We start from the raw sequence: 22,776 nt of genomic DNA on the forward strand, positions 1-22,776 counted from the left end.
ACTGTCCTTGTATATTTTTGGAACCCTGAAATTATCATCCTCGCCATGTTTTATTCCTTTTAGCTGTTTGATAATATGAGTGTTTACCAAAGGAATATCATCAATCCAAGTCAATTTATCATCTTCCAGGTAATCGTATAATTTTTCGTTAGGAACAATAATCTCAGAGAAGATATCCACTATAAAAGCTTTATCTTCTTCGAAAGTATTTATTCTATTACTCATATATTTCTCATACAATTTACTTTCTTTTATTGCATTGAGTAAAAGAATAATATAATCATCGTTTAGCTCCCAATTTTTAATGGAACGATTTTCTAAAGCAATACTAAGAGAATTATTTTCGGCTAGAAGTTGAAAAATACTGTTTTTAACAAACTTCTCATTAGGATTACGCTCTTCTTTGGTAGCCAAATGTTTTTTACTGGAAAGAGCTAAATAAACAGTTTCTTTTTTACAAATTTCAATCAATGAAGAAACCATAATAAGGTATAAATCTTGAATGGCGTCAATGCTATGCAAAAGGAATTTTTCTTCTTTTTCTAAATTATCTGAACCATTTTGATGCATTGCATAAATGGATTGCATGACTTTAACGCGAATGTGTCTTCTGTTTACCACCTTGTAAGAACTTTTAAAATTAAGTCTGCAAAATTAATACTTTCATCTCTTAAATGAAAATTTATAGCCGTTTAATTTAAGCGTATCACTTTACCAATTTTACTTAGTTTTTTTTTGGAGCAGAACATTTGGTACATTTAGAAACAGAACTCCTGCTGTCCGCTATATCTTTTCCTTTTTAAAGAAAAAGTAAAAGGATGCCGCTACCATCAGGGCTAAACGACAACATTAGATTTTATAATTAACTGGATTCAAAATCATTCAAAAAGAAGTTCCAGAATATCAAAATACTCTGGAACTGATTTCAAAAATCTAATATAACTAGCTTATTAATTATTTAGCATTTTCTTTTTTTCTCAAATCAATACGATTTTGAGCGATAGTTAATGCTGCTTGATGAGTAGTTATACCATTTGCAAGAGCGTAATCAAAAATTTCTAAAGTGGTATTGTAGATATTTTCGGTTTTTGCCATAATTTCCGCTTTACCATAATGCTCCAACTCAGCATAAACATTGATAATACCACCAGCGTTAATCAAGAAATCCGGGGCATACACAATGCCTCTTTCCTGCAAAATTAACCCATGCGTATTTTCGTTTGCCAATTGATTATTAGCAGCACCAGCAATTACTTTTGCTTTAATCTTGTTTACCGTATTGTCATTAATAGTCGCCCCCATTGCACAAGGCGCATAAATATCGACATCAGCACTATATAAATCGTCGCCAGTAAAGATCTGCGCATTGTATTTAGACGCAACTTGATATAATTTTTCTTCATTAATATCAGCAATAAAAACCTGAGCACCTTCTTTAGTCAAATATTCAACTAAAATCTCCCCCACGTGTCCAATTCCTTGAACTAATACTCTTTTATCCGTTAATTTATCCGAACCAAATTGTTGTTTTGCAGCCGCTTTCATTCCCATATACACACCAAAAGCTGTAACAGGCGATGGATTTCCTGATCCACCTCTTTCTTCAGAGATACCGGTAACATAAGGAGTTACATCTCTTACCAAATCCATATCGGATGTTTCCATTCCGACATCTTCAGCAGTAATGTATCTTCCGCTAAGTGAATGTACGAACTCACCAAATTTACGCATTAACTCAGGTGTTTTCTGAGTTTTGGCATCACCAATGATCACAGCTTTTCCTCCACCTATGTTCAGTCCGGTGATGGCAGCCTTATAAGTCATTCCTCTCGATAGACGCAAAACATCATTTAAAGCCTCCCACTCATTAGCATAATTGAACATACGAGTTCCTCCTAAAGCTGGCCCCATAACAGAATTATGGATACCAATAATTGCTTTTAATCCTGTATCTTTGTCATTGCAAAAAACAATTTGCTCATGATCATTAAAAGATAGTTGTCCAAAAACAGGATCCATTTTTTGAAGTTCTTTTCCAGTTGTAACAGTAGCATCCATAGTACTATTTTTTTTAGAGGTTAAAAAATACGAATTCAGTAAAAAGTTAAACCAAACATACATAAAAAATAAATATATAGCATTAATTTTAAAATAAATTAAATATTTAACAACAATCAATCAAAAACATTTAATTTATTACAATTGTTAATTTTTTTATATTTTCAAATAAATCTTAACATTTCCATACCGAATCTTTATAAAATGAAAGAATTACGTTATTTAAATAAATATTTTATCAAGTACAAATTCAGTTTTTTACTTGGCATAATTATCACTATAATCGCACAAATATTTTCGTTATTTACCCCAAAACTAATCAGTAAATCATTTGACGAAATAGAGGCGTTTGCCAAAACCAATTCGGCTGACACCACTGTTATAAGTCAACAATTGATTAATAACATTTTACTGATTATAGCCACCACTATTATTGCTGGTTTTTTGACTTTCCTGATGAGGCAGACATTAATTGTAATGTCCCGTCATATTGAATTTGATTTAAAAAATGAAGTCTTTCATCAATATGAAAAACTTTCGCAAAACTTTTACAAACAAAACAGAACAGGAGATTTGATGAATCGAATTAGCGAAGATGTTTCTAAAGTTCGTATGTATGTTGGGCCAGCGGTTATGTATTCGATCAATACTTTTATCCGATTTGCTATCGTAATTGGATATATGTATAATGTTTCGCCGCGATTGACTTTATATACCATATTGCCTTTGCCTATATTATCGTATTGTATTTTTAAATTGAGTTCCGAAATCAATAAAAGATCTACCACATTTCAGCAATATCTTTCAAAAGTATCGAGTTACACTCAGGAAGTTTTTTCCGGAATAAGAGTCATAAAAGCCTATTCATTAGAAAATCAGCATCAATCAAACATTACAGATTTAGCACAGGAAAGCAAAAGCAAAAGTTTAAGTCTGGCCAAAGTCCAAGCGTTATTTGGTCCTTTAATGATTGCCTTGATCGGAGTTAGTAACTTAGTGGTTATTTATTTTGGAGGCTTAATGTATATTCACGGCACCATTAAAAGCATTGGAACAATTGCCGAATTTATTTTATACGTTAATATGTTAACCTGGCCAGTTGCATCTTTGGGATGGGTTTCTTCTATGGTTCAAGAAGCAGAAGCATCACAAAAAAGACTCAATGAATTTCTGAAAATCGTTCCCGAAATACAAAACAAAAATTCAAACAGAACGACAGTAGAAGGCAGTATAACATTTGACAATGTTAGCTATATTTATGAAGACACAAATATCAAAGCGCTTCAAAACATAAGCTTTACTGTAAACAAAGGAGAAACTTTGGCTATTTTAGGGAAAACTGGATCTGGAAAATCGACAATTTTAGCATTATTATCCCGACTATATGATGTTACAACCGGGCAAATTTTAATTGACAATAACGAAATCAGTCAGGTCAATTTATTTGATTTACGAAATAGCATTGGAGTTGTACCACAAGATGCTTTTTTATTTTCGGACACCATTAAAAATAACATCAAATTTGGTAAAGAAAATGCAACTGATCAGGAAGTAGAATCCGCCGCAAAAAGTGCCGTTGTACATGATAACATTATTGGTTTTAAAAATGGATATGACACTATTTTAGGAGAGAGAGGAATTACACTTTCGGGTGGTCAGAAACAGCGAGTTTCGATTGCAAGAGCAATTATTAAAAATCCAGCTATTTTATTATTCGACGATTGCTTGTCCGCAGTTGATACTGAAACAGAAGAAGCTATTTTAAATAATCTGTACGGAATATGTAAGGATAAAACCACAATAATTGTAAGTCATAGGGTTTCTTCAGCAAAAAATGCAGATAAAATTATTATTATTGAAGATGGACAGATAGTAGAACAAGGTACTCATAATCAATTAATAAACCAAGAAGGGCATTATTCAGCGTTATATTTAAAACAACTTTCAGAAAAAGAATTACTTTAAATGTTGGATAATACATATATTTTTATGATTTTTGATTGCTATTAAATAAAAAATGACGAAAAGATTATGAGAGAAAATGATATGTTAGAAAAGGAAGAAATATTCTCAAAAGTTCTAAGAGCTGGAAGAAGAACATATTTCTTTGACGTAAGAGCTACTAAGGCTGATGATTATTACATTACGATCACTGAGAGTAAAAAATTCACAGAAGAAGATGGTTCTTTTCATTTTAAAAAACATAAAATCTACTTATACAAAGAAGATTTTACTGCATTTTCAGAGATTTTAGAAGATATGACTTCTTATGTTTTAAACCATAAAGGTGAAGAAGTAATTTCTGAAAGACATCAAAAAGATTTCAAAAAAGAATACCTTTCAGATAAAACGGATGAAGATCGTACTCCAAGTACTTCTAGCTTTACAGATATCGATTTTGACGATATTTAATTGAAAAATATCAACAATTCAAAAAGTCCAAAAAACATTAGTTTTTTGGACTTTTTTTATGGATTCAAAATTTTAAAAATTATAAAGATTTTCTAAATGTTTTTCTTCGGCAATGAATAACGGGATTAAAGTTTTTCCACAGCAATTGCACAGCAATATTATCTGCTAGTTCAGGAGTTCTAAAACAATTTTCTACACCATTTTCTGTAAAACTTTTGTGGTATTCACTAAAAATGATGGCAGTTACCCCTTTATTTTGATAATCTGGATGAACACCTATCAAATAAAAAACGACATGCTTCCTACTGTATCTTGCATTAAAAAAATAAAGAAATCCGAAGGAAACAATTTACCAAGAGCTTTGTTCCTGACTTTTTTTTACTTATCTTGGTGACTGTATTCAAGCAATTTAACAACAAAAACCTATAAATTGAAAATCCATAATTTAATTCAATAGTTCATTTAGTCGAAATTTTTTAAATGGATTTTTATGAAAAAAAAACTACTTTTAATTCTCATTTGTACTTCTTTTTTTTCATTTGGACAAACAATTGGTGACTACCGATCTACAAACTCAGGCAATTGGAATTCACTTAGCAGTTGGGAATACTATAATGGCAAAAATTGGATTACTCCATCGGCATCACAGGGTTTTCCCGGTCAGTTTAACAACACTCATATTACGGAAATTCGACAAGGACATACCATCTCTATAGGAGATACCGGAATCACGACCCAGCCTTTCGAAGAATTAACGATTAACGGTTCTTTATTATTAACAGGATTAAATAACGACGCCACTTTTTTTACAATAAAGTCACATATCATTATTGTTACTCCAAATTTGAATCCCGCAGCAACAATTGAATTTAACAACAAAGGTATTTTACAGCTTCCCGCAAATGGAAGTTTACAGGTAACAACTGGAGGTTTGATAGGGGATTGCACCAACAATCAATCCATTTATATCGGTGATTATGAATATTCGGTGTGCAAAGGCGGTGGATCCGGAGCAACCTTTGACGAAGTGATGGAAGCTGGAGGAACTCTCAATACAGTTCCCACAAGCAATTCGCCAATATTTGTTGGAGAAACCATTTTTTTGACGGGGAATTATATTGGACCGCCCGGCAAGAATCTCAGTTTTGAATGGACCATAACTGACCCACAAAACAACATCACCACGACAACCGACCAAAACACTTCAATTCCGAATGCAATAGAAGGGATTTACACTGCAAAACTTACCTGTTTCACTACTTACACTGGCATACCCTATTCTAATTATGAAACCATCAATGTAGTTGTCAATCATAGCGAATCCATCCGTGGGCCAATTGCGACTCCTGGAACTGGAGCAACTTGTGATGAAATAGTTGCCAATTGGGAAGCATCTGTCGGTGCAAAAAATTATTATTTGGATGTCGCCATAGACATTGATTTTACAAATTTTGTTCCAGGCTATGAAAATTTAGACGTTGGCAATGTACTGTCAAAAAAAGTAACTGGTCTTACAAACGCCACAACCTATTACTATCGTGTTTATGCTTCCAATGGTACTATTTTAAGCCCAAGATCCAACACCATAAGCTATGCCACATTGACGACTCCCAATGGTTTAACCGCTACAGTAACCTCACAACCCAATTGCGCCTTGCCAACAGGAACTGTCACTTTAAATTCTCCCTATTCAGAAGACAGCAGGTATGAATACAATGTCGATGGAGGCTCTTATCAAAGTTCTAATAGATTTGCTGGATTAACATCAGGAAATCACGCATTTACCATTCGCTTTTTAGGTGAAAATTCGTGTGTTTCAGACCCTGCAATTGCGACTATAAACGAATCTCCTAAAATCCCAATAGCGGATGCGGGCTCTGATTTTTCTAAATCATGCAATTCTAATCCTTCGGGAAAACAAATTGGATCTGCACCAGTTGATGGAGTGACTTATAGTTGGAGCCCAACAATTGGTCTTTCGGATGCAACAGTTTCCAACCCAATTGCGAACCCAACTATAACAACTACTTACACGCTGATAGCAACCCAATCAGCGGGAGGATGCACGGCTGAAGATGCTGTTATCGTCACCGTTGCTATTAATTCGCCAAATGCTTCCGCTGGTGATGATTTTGCTAAAACTTGTATCACTTTCCCAGAAGGTAAAACCATTGGATCACCTCCGGAAGATGGAATAAGTTATAGTTGGAGTCCAAGCGCTGGCTTGTCAAACAGCAATATTTCGAATCCGATTGCAAATCCTGACACAACTACAAACTATACCTTAACAGCTATAAACAATGTTACTGGCTGTTCCATAAGTGATGATGTTTTGGTTACTGTGAATACAACACCACCTATTGCAGATGCAGGAATTGATTTTACCAAAACTTGTATCGAAAACCTGAATGGGAATAGCATTGGAGGACAAGCTTTGCCCAATACCAATTATTTATGGAGTCCAGAAATAGGGCTTTCTGCCACCAATATTGCCAATCCGATAGCAAATCCTACAGCCACTACTATCTATACATTAGTGGCCACAAATTCCGCCAATGGTTGTACAGCAACTGATACTGTTTTGATAACCGTAGATTACACAACTCCTATTGCAAATGCAGGAAATCCATTTACCAAAACCTGTACGCTATTCCCCAATGGCAAAGAGATTGGAGCGCAGCCAGAACTTGAAACAGCTTATAGTTGGAGTCCATCCACAGGTCTATCAAATGCTACAATTTCAAATCCGATTGCCAATCCAACAGTCAGCACAACTTATACAGTAACCGCAACAAATGACAATACTGGCTGTACTGCTACTGATTCTGTCGAAATAACCGTTCATTCTACTATTCCCATTGCAGATGCAGGAGCCGATTTCGCTAAATCATGCGTTGCCAATACTTCAGGAAAAACTATTGGAATAAATCCTTTACCCGAAACTGCTTACAGTTGGAGTCCAACTCTTGGATTATCAAATGCCTTAATTTCAAACCCAATAGCCAACCCTTCAATTACGACCATATACACCCTAACCGCAACAAATTTGGAGAGCAACTGCACCGCTACAGATCAGGTTACCGTATTTGTCAACACAACAATACCAAATGCAAATGCCGGAGCAGATTTTACCAAAACCTGCATACTAAACCCAACAGGTGCAACAATTGGAGATACCGCAATAGCTGGACTAACCTACGATTGGAATCCAGCAACAGGCTTATCTGACCCAACAATTTCCAATCCGATTGCTAATCCAACTTTATCAACCACTTATACGCTGACTACAACAGACGCGGTCAATGGCTGCACAAATTCGGATACCGTTGTGGCCACAGTAGATACAACTATTCCAATTGCTAACGCGGGAGCTGATTTCATGAAAACCTGTACTTTGAATCCATCCGGAAAAAACATAGGAATTCCCCCAGTAGCCGGAAACACTTACCGCTGGAGTCCTGCAATAGGATTGTCGAGTGCCACTATTTCTAATCCTATAGCCAATCCAACTGCCACTACAACTTATACGCTAACGGTAACTGGAGCAAATGGATGCATCGCAACAGACGACATTATTGTGACTGTTAATATTACCAATCCTAATTCAGATATTGCAGGAATTGACAAAACTATAAACTGTAATACACCCGCAACCAACATAGGTTCAAGCCCCGAAGCCAATACTTCTTATAGTTGGAATCCAACTGCAGGTTTATCCAATGCTGCAATATCCAATCCAATTGCTTCTCCTACGGTAACGACAACATATACCCTCACCGCAACAAATACCATCAGTAGCTGTAAATCGACCGACAACGTAACAGTTACTGTTGACAAAACACCGCCAACTGCTCCAATTCCGTCTACTCCAATCCAGCCCACTTGCGACACGCCCACGGGCAATGTGGTATTGAATGGTTTGCCTTCTGAAAATTGGACAATAAGCATTTACAGAAACAGCGCATTAAATTCAACTATATCAGGACTTGGCAATACTGTTTCGATAAACGGATTGACTGAGGGAACGTATTATTTTACAGTAACTGTTAACGCTTCTGGCTGTATTTCTCCCGCTTCCGCAAATGTCATAATCAATCAACAGCCTCCTACTCCGTCTGTGCCTGAAATTGGCACTATCACTGATCCAACATGCGCCGTCGGAGGATCGGTAGTTTTGAATAATTTACCAGCAACCGAAACTTGGACATTACACCAAGTCGGAACAAACAATAACCAAATTCAAGGATCGGGAATCAGCACAACCGTTTCAGGATTATTTCCCGGAAGCTATCAATATTTAGTGGTTTCGGATATGGGTTGTGTCTCTCCTTTTTCCGGCACTGTGGTTATGAAAAGCATCTCTTCGGGAGCTACATTGGACAAAGTCATTCATCCTACTTGCACCACATCAACTGGAAGTATTTCTTTTGGCAATTTACCAACTACAGGCTGGACGATAACCCAAACAGGACCAATCAACAACACCATAACTAAACCTGCTCCAAGTCCAACTACTTATGAAGCAACAGCATTAACATCTGGTGTTTATAATTTCATATTGGACAGCGGGTCAATATGCTTAACCGTTGGAGGCGATGTAACTATCAATCCGCAACCTCCAACTCCTTTGGCACCAAATATAGCCATTACTAATCCTTCTTGCGGTATTAGCGAAACATCAATAGCAATCAGCAATTTACCTTCTGGAAACTGGACAATTCAAGTGTTCGACAGTTCTTCTTCTTTAATAAAAACAATTACCGGAACAGGAACGACTTATAATTCTACAGCAGTATTTACCGCTGGAAATTATACCCTATCCGTTACCAATGAACAAGGCTGTACTTCGGTGCCAAGTGCCGTATTTACAATAAATGCACAACCATTACCGCTTCCTACGCCAATTATTGGCACAATAACCCAACCCGTTTGTGGAACTCCAACCGGAAGCGTTGTTATTAACGGATTGCCTTCTTCGGGAACTTGGACATTGAACCAAATCGGAACCGCTAGCTCCAGTTATACGGGTTCAGGAACTTCCTTTACTGTTTCGCTACTGACGGAAGGTCATTATAATTTTACCGTATCGGGAATAGCGGGAACCTGCCCTTCAGAACCTTCTGAAACAGTGATTATTGATAGAGCCAAAAGAGTGCCAGCAGCTCCAACAATTGTAAACATCGTGCAACCTACCTGCGAGTCCAATACCGGAAGCATCGAACTAAGCGGTTTGCCTGAAGATTCGTGGATTCTTTTTTCATCACCAGCAATTGGAGGCGGAACGGGATTAAGCGGTTCTGGCACTACTGCTTTTTTAACAGGAGCCGTTGTCGGGACTTACACCATTAGAGTTCAAAATGCAGATGGTTGTTATTCTCCATCTACATTGCCGTTTACACTTAATCCACAACCAACAACTCCTGCAATTCCATTGCTGAGCAATCCGATCCAACCAACTTGTACAGTCGTCACAGGAAGTTTTACAATCGTAAATTATGACTCCAACAATGTATATACCGTAAGCCCTAACACCGGAGTGACAATATCTGGCAATACTATAACCGCGCCCGAAGGCAATTATACGGTAACAGCCACTTTAGCAGATTGTACTTCAAATGCATCAGCTGTTATTGAAATAACCCAACAACCCAAAACTCCTACTCCGCCAATAATTGCAAATGTGACACAACCAACTTGTGATTCCAATACCGGAAGCGTTGAACTAAGCAGATTGCCGGTTGGTTCTTGGACACTTTTCGCGACACCTGAAATTGGAAACGGATTAGGATTATCCGGATCTGGAACTACAGCGATTCTGACTGGTACTTTAACGGGAACTTATACGATTACTGTTGAAAATTCAGATAATTGTATATCTACTCCGTCATTGCCTTTTACGTTAAATGAACAACCACCAACTCCTCCAATACCAACATTGAGCACAGCTATTCAGCCTAGCTGTACTATGGCAACGGGAAGTTTTGTCATTACCAATTATAATTCGAGCTATAGTTACAATGTTACGCCTAACACTGGGGTCACAATTTCCGGAAATACAATAACAGCGCCAAAAGGCATTTATACCGTAACAGCCACTTTAGGAAACTGTACTTCGGGAATATCATCCGTAATTGAAATTAATGAACAACCCATAACCCCAAATCCGCCAATCATTGGAAACATAACTCAACCAAACTGTGATTCCGAAAAAGGAAGCGTCGAAGTGAGCGGTTTGCCTGCGGGGCCATGGACACTCTATTCTTCGCCAGAAATAATAGCTGGAGGAACGGGTTTAAAGGGTAATGGCACAACTGCCTTTTACAACGGTATGCCTTCTGGAACTTATACCTTAACAGTCAAAAATTCGGATAGGTGTATTTCCTTAGATTCTGCTCCCTTTACAATAAATACTCAGCCAGCAACGCCTGTAGCACCCTTGTTGACTTCGATTACGCATCCCACTTGCCTTGTTGCCACGGGAAGTTTTAAGATTCAAAATTATGATCCAAACAACACCTACACGGTTAGTCCAAACACAGGAGTTATCATTTCTGGAAACCTTATTACAGCACCAGCGGGGAATTACACTGTTTTTGCCACATTAGGAAATTGTACTTCTGTAAAATCTGAAATTGTTACTATTAATCCTCAACCCACTTCCCCAACTCCGCCAATAATAGATTCTATAACCCAAGCGACTTGCGAATCCAGTTTAGGTAGTATTGGCCTAAGCGGATTACCAGAAGACAGCTGGATTTTGACTTCTTCCGGAGGCAGAACATTGGCAGGTATGGGAACAACGGCAATTTTGACCGGAAACACAGTACCCGGCACTTATTACGTAACCGTTACTAATGTTCATGGTTGTACCTCGATTCCATCGGAGAATGTCGTTTTATATTCACAACCAGTCACTCCAAATCCTCCCACAGTAGGAACTATAACCCAACCAGGCTGTATCTTAGACACTGCAACGATTGTCATAAGCAATCCTGCTGAAGGGACTGGTTTTGAATACAATATTGATGGAAACGCTTACCAAACTTCGGCAACCTTTTCCAATGTGCATTCTGGAATCCATAAACTTGGCTATCGTTCTCTTGTTCCTAATTCCTGTATCTCAAAAACCACAACTGTTGAAATAGAAGAGCCGTTATTTGTAAATGCTCCAATCATAAAATCCATTATTCTGCCGGATTGTATTACCAATGGAAGTATTTTTCTGGAAGGGCTCCCAACAGGCAATTGGACATTATTCCAAAGCGGAACCACAAGCCAAACAATTGAGGGTTTCGGCAGTACAACCACTGTTTCGAATCTTGAAACCGGAACGTATAGCTATAGGGTTTCGAACGGATCCTGCTTGTCAAAAACGACGCCTAATGTACTTCTAAAACCTTTAGAATCTACAGCATGGACTGGCACAAAATGGACCAACGGCTTACCTACCATAGATAAGTACATTTATATGAATGGAAGTTATTCATTTGACAATGACACCGAAATGTGCCGATGTCAAGTCATCACTGGATTCATCCATGCTTCAGAAGCCATTACAATAACGGTAGCCGATAAACTTGAAATATTAAATGGAGCCAATTTTAGTTTTAACAATTCCTCGAGTTTGGTTCAGAAAAATGAAGTATCCAACATCGGAAAAATCAATTACAATCGGTTTTCGGGACCTGTATATAAATCCGACTATGTATTTTGGTCATCGCCAGTGGCATTACAGCAATTAGGAAATGCTTCGCCAAATACGCCTTCGGATGCATTTTTTTCTTTTGATGCAGATGCTAATAACTGGAAAGAAGAAAAGCCATTGAATCACATGAAAATTTCCAGAGGATACAGCATTGGAAGTCCAAACGGTTATGACGAGCAAAATAATTACAGTTATCTAATTAATTTTATTGGTGTACCCAATAACGGAACAATTACAACCGAATCCATAGATGAAGGTAAATCATACCTCATCGGGAATCCTTATCCATCAGCGGTTAATGCCGATTTATTTTTGGAAAGTAACAAAGATGTACTCAACGGAACTATTTATTTCTGGTCCCATAATCCACAAAGCGCGACTTTGAGTAATGCATCCAATGATTATGCCTCTTATAATGCCACAGGAGGAGTTGGCATTGCTCCAAAAGACCCAGTGACAAATGGCAACCCAACCATTCCTCTTGGATTTATTTCAGCGGGGCAATCCTTTTTTATACAAGGAAAAGAAGGAGTCTCTGGAATTAAGGCAAAATTTGATAATACCATGCGAATTAGCGGAAACAACTCTCAATTTTTTAAATTTGATATTACCAAAAAAGAATTCAGCACTGTTGAAAAAGATAGAGTGTGGCTGAATCTCTACAATAATCAAGGTGCGTTCAAACAAACATTGATTGGTTATATTACAGGTGCCACTAATGAATTTGACAGTGCATATGACGGTGCAGTTTTTAACGGAAATAAATACATCGATTTTTACAGCATCATCCAAAATAAAAACCTTGTGATACAAGGAAGAGCTCTACCTTTTGATGATGACGATATAGTGCCGCTAGGCTTTAGCACAACAATCGACGGGGTGTTTGAAATAAACATCGATCAAGCTGAAGGTCTACTTGCAAATCATGATATCTATTTGGAAGATAAAGAAACAGCTGTTTTTTCTAATCTAAAAAAAGGTGCATATCGTTTTAATACTTCAAAGGGAACTTTTGACAACCGATTTGTACTGCATTATAAAAATGAAATCCCTAGTCAGGAAAAACTAGATAGGCCAGTTATCGTTTCTGTGAAAGACGGCATCATAAAAGTCAATTCATTTTTTGAAGTAATCGATAAATTAGAGATTTATGACATTGCGGGAAGATTTATTTACAAGAAAGAAAATGTAAATATTAATGAATATTACATTCGGGATTTCCACAGCAGTGACCAGCCTTTGATTGTAAAAACCTTCTTGAAAAATAATGACATTGTGGCTACTAAAATTATTTACACCTCTTTTGGTAATTAAACTTTAGAAAAACATTTAATTACTAAAAGACCCCATTTGCATTAATCAAATGGGGTTTCCTTATTTATTAAAGTTCTTTTCTAAATGTTTTTCTTCGGCAATGAATAACGGGATTAAAGTTTTTCCACAGCAATTGCACAGCAATATTATCTGCTAATTCAGGAGTTCTATAACAATTTTCCACACCATTTTCTGTAAAACTTTTGTGGTATTCACTAAAAATGATGGCAGTTACTCCTTTATTTTGATAATCAGGATGAACACCTATCAAATAAAACAGAACATCTTTACTGGAACGTTTTGCTTTTAATAAATGTAAAAAACCAAAAGGAAATAATTTTCCATTAGCCTTTTGAAGCGCTTTAGAAAAACTTGGCATTACAATAGCAAATGCAATTAAATTGCCGTCTTTATCCTCAACATATTTTATATATTCCGGGTTAATGAAACCAATATATTTTTTCTTAAAATATTCCTTTTGAACATCAGATACTGCAACAAACGAAGACAATTTTGCATACGTTTCATTAAACAAATCAAACATTTTGTCGACATAAGGCATTACATCGCTGGTTGACTTAAAATTTATAGGTTTAAGCTGGTATCTTTTTTTGACTAGTTCATTAACTTTTTCAAAAAACTCAGGTTTAGCATTTGCAAAAGGGAACTTATTTTCGACATATTCTTTCTCTGTCACGTATCCTAATTGCTCAAAATGACTTGCGTAATACGAATGATTGTACCAAGTAATCATTGTTCCTAACTCTTCAAAACCTTCCGTTAAAACCCCTACTTTATCCAAATTAGAAAATCCCATTGGACCTTCAACGTATTCCAGGTTGTTTTTTCGGCCCAATTCATATACCTTTTCAAGCAATGCTTTGGTCACTTCAATATCATCAATTACATCAAACCAGCCAAAACGAACTTTACTTTTTTGTTGCTTATTTACCTCATCCCAATTGATAATTGCAGCTATCCTTCCAACTATATTGTTATCTCTTTTTGCAACATAAAAAGTAGCTTCTGCATTATCAAAAGCAGGATTTTTGGTTTTATCAAAAGTCTCTAATTCTTCAGAAATTAATGGCGGAACCCAGTATGGATTGCCTTTATATAGCGAAAAAGGAAATTTTACAAATTCAGTTAATTCCTTTTTGGTTTTTGCTTCTTGTATGATAATCATTATTAGTGGTATATTTTATTTCTTTGTTTTTTTAAATCCTTTTTTTGTTTTGGTTTTCTTAGCCATTTTTTCGGCAGCTTCTTCCTCTTTTGACTTAAGATGAACTTCTTTATAACGACCGTCATAACGCCAAGAAACTCCCACTCCACCATAAAGTAAAGATGGTGTGTCTTTAAAATTCGTGCTTATAGATGCGTCTACCTGAAGGTTTTTGTTAATCAAATAAGCCGCACCTCCTCGAACAATGGCATCACTGTAAAAATCGCTTTTTATCCCTTGATTTTCAACAAAAGCCGACCAATGATCATTAATTCCTTTGGTTAAAGTTAGAATATAACTTAAACTTGGATAATCTGCTGTAATGTAATTATAAATAACATTGCCCACAAAAACCCATGATCCGTCACCTAAATGGTTCTGCAAAATCAAAGCCACTTTTGGCGAAATCTCCGATTGGGGACTAAAATAAAAAGGATTATCAGCGCCAGTAAAATTAGCTCCAGCAAAAACTGCTACCGCAGGAATCACTTGATGCCAATTGAATTTATGATTCGCTTTCCAACTATAAATATTTACCTCTTTTTTATATCCTTTATTAGGATCATAAATTAAATATTTGGCTCCAAGAACGGTTTGTTTAAAATCGGCTCTGTCATCAACTTGCATCGGATAATTGAAAGTTTCATTTAGATATTGAATATCAGCGATGAATTCTAAATTTTCAAGAAAAGCACCATATCGCAATTCCATATCAATTCCAAAACCATTAGCATCATATCGTAACAAATCATGATTTTCTTTGATACCAAACACACCGGTTTCAACCTGAATGACCGTTTTTCCAACCGCAAAAGCAGACATAGATTCTCCCGGTCTATTAGAATTAATTTGATCTGTATACTGACCGTATTGAATTGTCGGAATTAAAAAAACCGATGCTAAAAGTAGTTTTTTGATATTGAACATATTGAATTATTTGGGTGAAAAACTATAACGAATTTCAAATGTAGTATATTTTATTGTAACTATCATTTTGTTAAAAATTCCTTAAGAATATCCGTTTAAATATTTTGAAATAAAAGAGAATTTAATTTGAGTTAATCATTTAAAAAGGTGATTAATGCTCTGGTTGCCTTTCCTCTATGGCTTATAATATTTTTTGCTTCTAATGAAAGTTGGGCAAAAGTTTCTTGATGGCCTTCTGGCTTGAAAATAGGATCATATCCAAAACCATGATCTCCGCTTTTTTCTAAGGTAATTTCACCGCGAGCAATTCCAGTAAAAAGATGTTGTTGACCTTTCAGGTTTAAGGTAATTACTGTTTTAAACTGAGCAGCTCTATTGGTTTTGCCTTTCAAATTTAAAAGCAACTTATCCATATTATCCTCAGCCGATTTTTGCTCTCCGGCATATCGGGCTGAGTAAACGCCAGGTTCTCCATTTAAGGCATCTACTTCAAGGCCAGTATCATCAGCAAAACAATCGTAACCATATTTTTGGGTTACATAATTAGCTTTCATTATAGCATTTCCTTCAATTGTATCGCTGGTTTCTGGGATTTCTTCGTTACAGCCAATGCTTTCAAGACTGATAATTTCAATACTTGGAGGTAACATGCTTTGTATTTCTTTGATTTTATTTTTGTTGTTAGTGGCAAAGACTATTTTCATTTTTTATGTAGAATTTTAGCATTGAAAATTGACACAAATATATTGGTTTATCATATTTAAACAGAAAAGAAATCATAATATTATTCATATCATTTACAGAAATAACAAAGCAATTTTACAATTATAAGCGTCACGTTAAAGAAAGGTTAAATAACTTATTTTCAATATTTTAAATACAAATAAATTGTAAATTTGAAATGTGGTTTTGATTAATTACTTGAGATATAATATCACAAATAGTAAAGTATTAGAAAAAGTATCTCAATAGTCAGCTATACCGAATTATAGTAACGTATAAGTTAGATAATGATAAATCAAAACTACAAAATTGGAGGGTCGTAAAAAACCCTCCTTTTTTGTGTCTAATAAAATCGTAACGGTTTTATATGTAAATTGTATATGAAATTAACTAACAATTTAGTAATGGACAATAATTCTCTTTATAGAATATCTCAGAAATTTATTGCCGATCTCAACCCCGAGGTCATAGAACAAATTGCAAATATTCTCAAATTAACTTTTATCACTAAAAAGGATCCCCAAGGGAATATCTGTTTAGCAAACAACAGTGAAGTGCGTCCTGAATTCAGAGAGACTTTTACGCTTGTAGATTTACAGAATTACTGCATTGCAATTTTACATTCAAAAATATCCACAGAAAATAATCAAGAATTTTTAAATACGGATTTCAATCGAATTCCTATTCCAACTGATAGTGTCGCGTTTTGGAAATTGGCGCAACTTGGTTCTGAATTACGGCTTACTTATGTATTCAAAAATCAAAATAATTGAATCCCTGATAAATAATTTAAAAATTAATAAGATGTTAAGGAATTGGGTGTATAAATCAGCCTAACAAGTTTTAAAAAACCTGTTAGGTTTAACTAATATTGATTAAGTATAACGCAATCTTACAAAAACATGTTTAATTCCTTTTTTGTCTGATTCTCTTTCGTCTATCTCGAGTATATCTGTTAGAGATTTGAGCATTGGGGTTAATTTTGAAAAACCATAATTTCGTGGATCGAATTCGGGTTTCTTCTTTACGATTAAATTACCAACATCACCAAGAAATGCCCAACCATCATCGTCACCAATAGCGTCTAATGTGTCTTCTATCAGTTCTATAGTTTGAGCGTCAATTTTGTTTGGGGGTTCTTTTTGCAGCGGCTGTTCGCTAATGGTCGGATCTAATGCTTTTTTGGATTCGGCAGCTGAAGCGGTGGCTGGTTTTGGCAATTTGCTTTGGGCGGTTGTAGTTTTTCGGGTCTTTTTGATGGCGCCATCCAAAACTTCAATAAAAATGAATCGATCACAAGCGCTGATAAAAGGTTTTGGAGTTTTTTGCTCTCCAATTCCTATGACTTTCATACCTGATTCACGCAAGCGAATTGCCAACCTTGTAAAATCACTATCACTGGAAACAATGCAAAATCCATCTAATTTGCCTGAATATAATAAATCCATCGCATCAATAATTAATGCAGAATCTGAGGAATTTTTTCCAATAGTGTAACTGTATTGTTGTATGGGTGTGATGGCATGTTCGAGTAAAACTGCTTTCCAACCATTTGCATTTGGTTTGGTCCAATCGGCGTAAATACGTTTGGTGGTTGGTGTTCCGAACTTGGCTATTTCTTCCATCATTCCTTTTACGTTGCTGTAAGGAACATTATCGGCATCAATGAGAACGGCTAGTTTTAGCTCTTTGGTATTTTGTGACATGAATTTTTTGAATGATATTTATTCAAAGATACAGGATTTTTTTAGAAACATTGAAGTTATCGTTTCGCAGAGATCCGCAAATGTTATTCCACTACACTATATGTTCATTTTAAGTTTTTTTACTTTCAGAAAGACTGAGAGTTTGTAAATCTTATATGACTTATGTGTTTCAAATTTGCTTTAAATTTCATTATGAAACCAAACGCCCTAGCCCTGATAGTAGTGGAAATCCTTGTGGGCCGGGGTTCGGCCCAAAAGATTGGAACGGATAGCAGGATTAAGCTCCTAAAAATAAATTTGCTTTCGAGATGCTAATACATTATAAATAATTATTTTTGCAACTTCTTAAAATTAATTGTAGTACATATTATATATTATGGTAAAAGATTTATTCGAAAGAATTCAAAACAATAAAGGACCATTAGGAAGATGGGCTTCACAGGCTGAGGGTTATTTTGTGTTTCCAAAATTAGAAGGAGAATTAGGTCCAAGAATGAAATTTCAAGGAAAAAATATTTTGAACTGGAGTTTGAATGACTATTTAGGTCTTGCAAATCATCCAGAAGTTAGAAAAGCAGATACTGAAGCGGCTATTGCTTATGGTGCTGCTGCCCCAATGGGAGCGCGTATGATGAGCGGTCACACGACTTATCATGAACAATTGGAGCAAGAATTGGCGGCTTTTGTACAAAAAGAATCAGCTTATTTATTAAATTTTGGTTACCAAGGAATGGTGTCAATTATTGATGCTTTGGTGACTAGAAATGATGTAATTGTGTATGATGTTGATGCTCATGCTTGTATTATTGACGGTGTTCGTTTGCATAGTGGAAAACGTTTTACATACAAACACAACGACATTGAAAGTATGGAGAAAAACCTTCAACGTGCTACTAAAATAGCGGCTGAAACTGGAGGTGGAATTTTATTTATTACTGAAGGTGTTTTTGGAATGCGCGGTCAGCAAGGAAAGTTAAGAGAAATTGTAGCCATGAAAGAAAAATACAATTTCCGTCTTTTGGTTGATGATGCTCACGGATTTGGAACTCTTGGAAAAACAGGTGCTGGAGCTGGTGAAGAGCAAGGTTGCCAAGATGGAATTGATGTTTACTTCTCAACGTTTGCAAAATCTATGGCAAATATCGGAGCGTTTGTAGCGGCTGATAAAGATGTTATTGATTATTTGAAATACAATTTACGTTCTCAAATGTTTGCTAAAGCATTGCCAATGATTCAAACTATTGGTTCATTGAAACGTTTGGAATTATTGCGTAATTCATCTGAAATTAAAGATAAACTTTGGGTAAATGTAAACGCTTTACAAAACGGACTAAAAGAAAAAGGTTTCAATATTGGTGATACTAACACTTGTATTACTCCTGTTTACTTGGAAGGAAGTATTCCTGAGGCAATGGTTATGGTTAATGATTTAAGAGAGAATTATGGTATTTTCCTTTCTATCGTTGTGTATCCTGTAATTCCAAAAGGCATGATTTTGTTGCGTTTGATTCCAACAGCTTCTCATACTTTGGAAGATATTAACGAAACTCTTGCTGCTTTCGAAGCTATTCGCGAGAAATTAGTAAACGGAACATACAAGGAAATTGCAAGCAAAACTAAAGTAGATTTAGACGCTTAATTTTAGCGTTTATTTAATATAGGAAATCCATTGGTCGAAAGGCTGATGGATTTTTTTTTGGAGCAGAACAGTATTGCATTTCATCAAGTTCAGTCCCGCTATACACTACAATCTCTAGTGCTGAACCACAGCACTAGAGGATTTTCGTTTCTATCGGGGCTATGCAACAGCTTTATATTTTCATAAGAACCAACACTGATAACGTATAAAAAATCTGTATTTTTATGGTTTTAAAATATAAAAGCGAAAAATGAAAAAAATATTTCTCAGCCTATTATTACTCTTAACAATAACATTCTGTTTTGCTCAAAAAACAGAATACATTACGGTTAGCAATATTCCCTATTATAATGAAGCGACCACCAAAACGGATGCCTATCTCAAAGAGCGTTGCGTATTGGATATTTATTACCCTAAAAACGTCAAAGGATTTGCGACCGTAATTTGGTTTCATGGCGGCGGTTTGACCGGAGGTAGCAAAGAACTTCCCGAAGGACTTAAAGACAAGGGGTTTTGTATAGTTTCAGTAAACTACAGATTATCGCCAAAAGTAAAAGCTCAAAAGTGTATTGAAGATGCAGCAGCTGCGGTGGCTTGGACATTCAACAATATTGCAACTTACGGTGGTGATAATTCATTAATAATTGTTTCAGGACATTCTGCTGGTGCTTATTTATCATTAATGGTGGGATTGGACAAAAAGTGGTTAAAAGCGAATGGCATAGATGCGAACTCAATTGCAGGATTGATTCCGCTAAGCGCTCAAACAATTACCCATTTTACAATCCGAAAAGAAAAAGGAATTCCAGAAACCCAACCTGTCATTGATGAATTTGCTCCTCTTTACCATGTTCGTGCTGATGCTCCACCAATATTATTAATTACTGGTGATCGAGAACTAGAAATGTTGGGACGCTATGAAGAAAATGCCTATTTGGGGAGAATGCTGAAAATAGCAGGCCATAAACAAACAACTTTGTATGAACTCCAAGGTTTTGGTCACAATATGACCGAACCTGCTTTTCCACTAGTTGTCAAAGAAATTCAAAGAATAGTAGCTTTAAAAAAGAAATAAAAAATGATTCCACATTTATTAATAATTCCGGGACTTGGTGACTCTGGAGAAAAACACTGGCAAAGCTTTTGGTTACAAAAATTTCCTAATTCGACCAAAGTGATTCAAGACAATTGGGACGAACCTCAACTTAGCGAATGGCTTAAACGATTGGATGAAAACATCAAACAATTAAAAGAACCAACTATTTTGGTTGCACATAGTCTTGCAGTTTCTTTAGTTATGCATTGGCTTTCTAAAAACAGCAATTCAAACATTATTGGTGCGCTATTAGTAGCTCCTGCTGATGTTAATTCGCCAACACATACTCCAGATTTTCTGAGGCATTTTTCACCAATTCCAACACAGACTATTCCTTTCCCATCGTTAGTTATTGGGACTGAAAATGACACTTATATATCATTAGAAAGAGCCGAAGAATTAGCTGCTCATTGGGGAAGTGATTTTGTAAATATTGGTTTAAAAGGACATATCAACTCTGATTCCAATTTAGGTTATTGGGAAGAAGGTCAAGCTTTTTTACAACAATTAATTACTAAAATAAACCGCTAAAAAATGGCAAATCCAATAGTTTCTGCATCTTGGCTTCATGATCAATTAGGCAGTCCAGACTTAATTATACTTGAAGCTCGATTAGATCAAAATCAATCGAATTTAGAAAATCAAAATCCGGGTTTACAAATAAAAGGAGCCCGAGTATTTGATATCAAAAATAATTTTAGCGATACTAGCAATCCGCTACCAAATACTTTTCCTTCGACTGAACAATTTATTGATGAAGCTCAAAAATTAGGTATTAATAAAAACAACATCATTGTCGTTTATGATACTTTAGGAATTTATTCGAGTCCAAGAGCTTGGTGGATGTTTAAAACGATGGGACATTCAGAAGTTTATGTTTTGGATGGAGGTCTTCCTGAATGGATAAAAGAGGGATTTCCAACGGAAAATCAACAAGAACAAACCTTTTATCCAAAAGGGAATTTCGAAGCTAAACTACAACCTGAATTCATCAAAAACAAAGAGCAGATTTTAGAAAATATTTCTACAAAAAAAGCGGTATTAATAGACGCCCGTTCTTCCGACAGATTTCACGCTATCCAAGAAGAACCCAGAGTTGGTATGAGAAGCGGACATATTCCAAATTCTATTAATGTTCCTTATACAGAATTGCAACAAAATGGAAAATACAAATCAACAGCAGAATTAAAAAAAATCCTAAATCTGAACAACCAGCCTTTATTCTTTACTTGCGGTTCTGGAATTACTGCTTGTATTGTTTTATTAGCAACTGAATTAATTTCAGACAACCCAAAAGCAGTTTACGATGGTTCCTGGACAGAATGGGGCGCTAGTGAGTTACCTATTGAGAAGTAAAAAATCTATAATATTACTAAATAAAGGATAGTTGTATTTTACACACAACTATCCTTTTTGTCGTTTTTTTTAATGCAAACTTATTGCTGTCTAATTGCTGATCTTAAATCCATATTTATTCTAATGCTGATTTTTTGAAGAAAATATAACCATTTAAATCAACTGTTTATATGATTTTTATCAATAAAAAAAAAGTTAATACCAGCTATCTTTATTTGATGATTTAATTTTGTTAGACTCTAATCTTAATTAATAATATCTATTGGCTATTTTCATTTTTATCAAATAAAAAAACAATACCATGGAAAACTTCAAATGGGAAATAGACCCCTCACATTCTGAATTACTTTTTAAAATTAAACACCTCGAAATTGCCAGTATAACTGGTCGTTTTGATAAAATATCAGCAACAGCCGAGGCTGAAGATGATTTTGAAAATGCAGCATTTACTTTTACGGCAAATGTAAATTCTATCAATACCAATGACAAAAAAAGAGATACTCACTTAAGAAGTCCTGATTTTTTTGACGCTAAAAAGTTTCCGAAAATTTCTTTCTACTCCACTAAATTCAAAAGAATCGGAGAAACTACGTTTGAAATAATCGGTAAACTAAC

Annotated in this window: 14 protein-coding genes and 2 pseudogenes; 9 read left to right on the forward strand and 7 right to left on the reverse strand. The window is 35.5% G+C overall.

Features of this window, described 5'->3' with window-relative positions; genetic code table 11:
* Positions 1–588: pseudogene (locus VLC96_RS15760) on the reverse strand (antitermination protein NusB); the annotation flags it as partial.
* A gap of 366 nt (positions 589–954) precedes the next feature.
* Positions 955–2,058: a Glu/Leu/Phe/Val family dehydrogenase gene (locus VLC96_RS15765; RefSeq protein WP_325264445.1), complete on the reverse strand. Its 1,104-nt coding sequence runs from the start codon at positions 2,056–2,058 to the stop codon at positions 955–957.
* A 204-nt stretch (positions 2,059–2,262) separates the two neighbouring features.
* On the opposite strand from VLC96_RS15765, the gene VLC96_RS15770 reads away from it, so the two are divergent.
* On the forward strand, positions 2,263–4,023 hold the full coding sequence (locus tag VLC96_RS15770) for an ABC transporter ATP-binding protein (protein WP_325264447.1): 1,761 nt from the start codon (positions 2,263–2,265) through the stop codon (positions 4,021–4,023).
* A gap of 66 nt (positions 4,024–4,089) precedes the next feature.
* Complete coding sequence (locus tag VLC96_RS15775; RefSeq protein WP_325264449.1) at positions 4,090–4,470, forward strand: PUR family DNA/RNA-binding protein; 381 nt, start codon at positions 4,090–4,092, stop codon at positions 4,468–4,470.
* A gap of 79 nt (positions 4,471–4,549) precedes the next feature.
* On the opposite strand, the pseudogene VLC96_RS19120 reads toward VLC96_RS15775, so the two are convergent.
* Positions 4,550–4,833: pseudogene (locus tag VLC96_RS19120) on the reverse strand (GNAT family N-acetyltransferase); the annotation flags it as partial.
* A gap of 127 nt (positions 4,834–4,960) precedes the next feature.
* Here VLC96_RS19120 and VLC96_RS15780 point away from each other — a divergent pair.
* The gene (locus tag VLC96_RS15780; protein WP_325264451.1) at positions 4,961–13,489 is read left to right on the forward strand and encodes a DUF8693 domain-containing protein; all 8,529 of its coding nucleotides are present in this window, start codon (positions 4,961–4,963) and stop codon (positions 13,487–13,489) included.
* A gap of 67 nt (positions 13,490–13,556) precedes the next feature.
* Here VLC96_RS15780 and VLC96_RS15785 read toward each other — a convergent pair whose 3' ends face one another.
* The 3 genes from VLC96_RS15785 to VLC96_RS15795 all read right to left on the reverse strand — a co-directional run bounded on the left by VLC96_RS15785 (position 13,557) and on the right by VLC96_RS15795 (position 16,345).
* Complete coding sequence (locus VLC96_RS15785) at positions 13,557–14,675, reverse strand: GTP cyclohydrolase (protein WP_325264452.1); 1,119 nt, start codon at positions 14,673–14,675, stop codon at positions 13,557–13,559.
* A 15-nt stretch (positions 14,676–14,690) separates the two neighbouring features.
* Positions 14,691–15,641, reverse strand: a complete 951-nt coding sequence (locus tag VLC96_RS15790) for a transporter (RefSeq protein WP_325264454.1) — start codon at positions 15,639–15,641, stop codon at positions 14,691–14,693.
* 131 nt (positions 15,642–15,772) lie between these two features.
* Entirely contained in the window at positions 15,773–16,345 is a 573-nt protein-coding gene (locus VLC96_RS15795; RefSeq protein WP_325264456.1) for a non-canonical purine NTP diphosphatase, read from the reverse strand.
* Between the two features lie 399 nt (positions 16,346–16,744).
* Between VLC96_RS15795 and VLC96_RS15800 the strand changes: the two genes are divergently transcribed.
* Entirely contained in the window at positions 16,745–17,137 is a 393-nt protein-coding gene (locus VLC96_RS15800; protein ID WP_325264458.1) for a type ISP restriction/modification enzyme, read from the forward strand.
* Between the two features lie 102 nt (positions 17,138–17,239).
* Here VLC96_RS15800 and VLC96_RS15805 read toward each other — a convergent pair whose 3' ends face one another.
* Positions 17,240–18,070 (reverse strand): NYN domain-containing protein, encoded by an 831-nt coding sequence (locus VLC96_RS15805; protein WP_325264459.1) that lies wholly within the window; start codon positions 18,068–18,070, stop codon positions 17,240–17,242.
* Positions 18,071–18,446: 376 nt separating this feature from the next.
* Here VLC96_RS15805 and capB point away from each other — a divergent pair, with 376 nt between their 5' ends.
* The 5 genes from capB to VLC96_RS15830 form a co-directional block, all read left to right on the forward strand.
* A complete protein-coding gene (gene capB / locus VLC96_RS15810) occupies positions 18,447–19,709 on the forward strand; it encodes a cysteate-C-fatty acyltransferase (RefSeq protein WP_325264461.1) in 1,263 nt (420 codons plus the stop codon).
* A gap of 250 nt (positions 19,710–19,959) precedes the next feature.
* On the forward strand, positions 19,960–20,784 hold the full coding sequence (locus VLC96_RS15815) for an alpha/beta hydrolase (RefSeq protein WP_325264463.1): 825 nt from the start codon (positions 19,960–19,962) through the stop codon (positions 20,782–20,784).
* 3 nt (positions 20,785–20,787) lie between these two features.
* Positions 20,788–21,336, forward strand: coding sequence for an RBBP9/YdeN family alpha/beta hydrolase (locus tag VLC96_RS15820; RefSeq protein ID WP_325264465.1), 549 nt, complete (start codon positions 20,788–20,790; stop codon positions 21,334–21,336).
* 3 nt (positions 21,337–21,339) lie between these two features.
* Positions 21,340–22,161, forward strand: a complete 822-nt coding sequence (locus VLC96_RS15825; RefSeq protein ID WP_325264467.1) for a sulfurtransferase — start codon at positions 21,340–21,342, stop codon at positions 22,159–22,161.
* Between the two features lie 301 nt (positions 22,162–22,462).
* Positions 22,463–22,776: YceI family protein (locus tag VLC96_RS15830; RefSeq protein ID WP_325264468.1), on the forward strand; the 314-nt coding region annotated here is incomplete at its 3' end.

Source organism: Flavobacterium sp. (genome assembly GCF_035456085.1).
Classification (GTDB): domain Bacteria; phylum Bacteroidota; class Bacteroidia; order Flavobacteriales; family Flavobacteriaceae; genus Flavobacterium.

Bases quoted from the DNA above. Each gene is read 5' to 3' on its own strand.
- VLC96_RS15765 (WP_325264445.1), bottom strand. From the start codon at position 2,058: ATGGATGCTACTGTTACAACTGGAAAAGAACTTCAAAAAATGGATCCT.
- VLC96_RS15770 (WP_325264447.1), top strand. From the start codon at position 2,263: ATGAAAGAATTACGTTATTTAAATAAATATTTTATCAAGTACAAATTC.
- VLC96_RS15775 (WP_325264449.1), top strand. From the start codon at position 4,090: ATGAGAGAAAATGATATGTTAGAAAAGGAAGAAATATTCTCAAAAGTT.
- VLC96_RS15780 (WP_325264451.1), top strand. From the start codon at position 4,961: ATGAAAAAAAAACTACTTTTAATTCTCATTTGTACTTCTTTTTTTTCA.
- VLC96_RS15785 (WP_325264452.1), bottom strand. From the start codon at position 14,675: ATGATTATCATACAAGAAGCAAAAACCAAAAAGGAATTAACTGAATTT.
- VLC96_RS15790 (WP_325264454.1), bottom strand. From the start codon at position 15,641: ATGTTCAATATCAAAAAACTACTTTTAGCATCGGTTTTTTTAATTCCG.
- VLC96_RS15795 (WP_325264456.1), bottom strand. From the start codon at position 16,345: ATGAAAATAGTCTTTGCCACTAACAACAAAAATAAAATCAAAGAAATA.
- VLC96_RS15800 (WP_325264458.1), top strand. From the start codon at position 16,745: ATGAAATTAACTAACAATTTAGTAATGGACAATAATTCTCTTTATAGA.
- VLC96_RS15805 (WP_325264459.1), bottom strand. From the start codon at position 18,070: ATGTCACAAAATACCAAAGAGCTAAAACTAGCCGTTCTCATTGATGCC.
- capB (WP_325264461.1), top strand. From the start codon at position 18,447: ATGGTAAAAGATTTATTCGAAAGAATTCAAAACAATAAAGGACCATTA.
- VLC96_RS15815 (WP_325264463.1), top strand. From the start codon at position 19,960: ATGAAAAAAATATTTCTCAGCCTATTATTACTCTTAACAATAACATTC.
- VLC96_RS15820 (WP_325264465.1), top strand. From the start codon at position 20,788: ATGATTCCACATTTATTAATAATTCCGGGACTTGGTGACTCTGGAGAA.
- VLC96_RS15825 (WP_325264467.1), top strand. From the start codon at position 21,340: ATGGCAAATCCAATAGTTTCTGCATCTTGGCTTCATGATCAATTAGGC.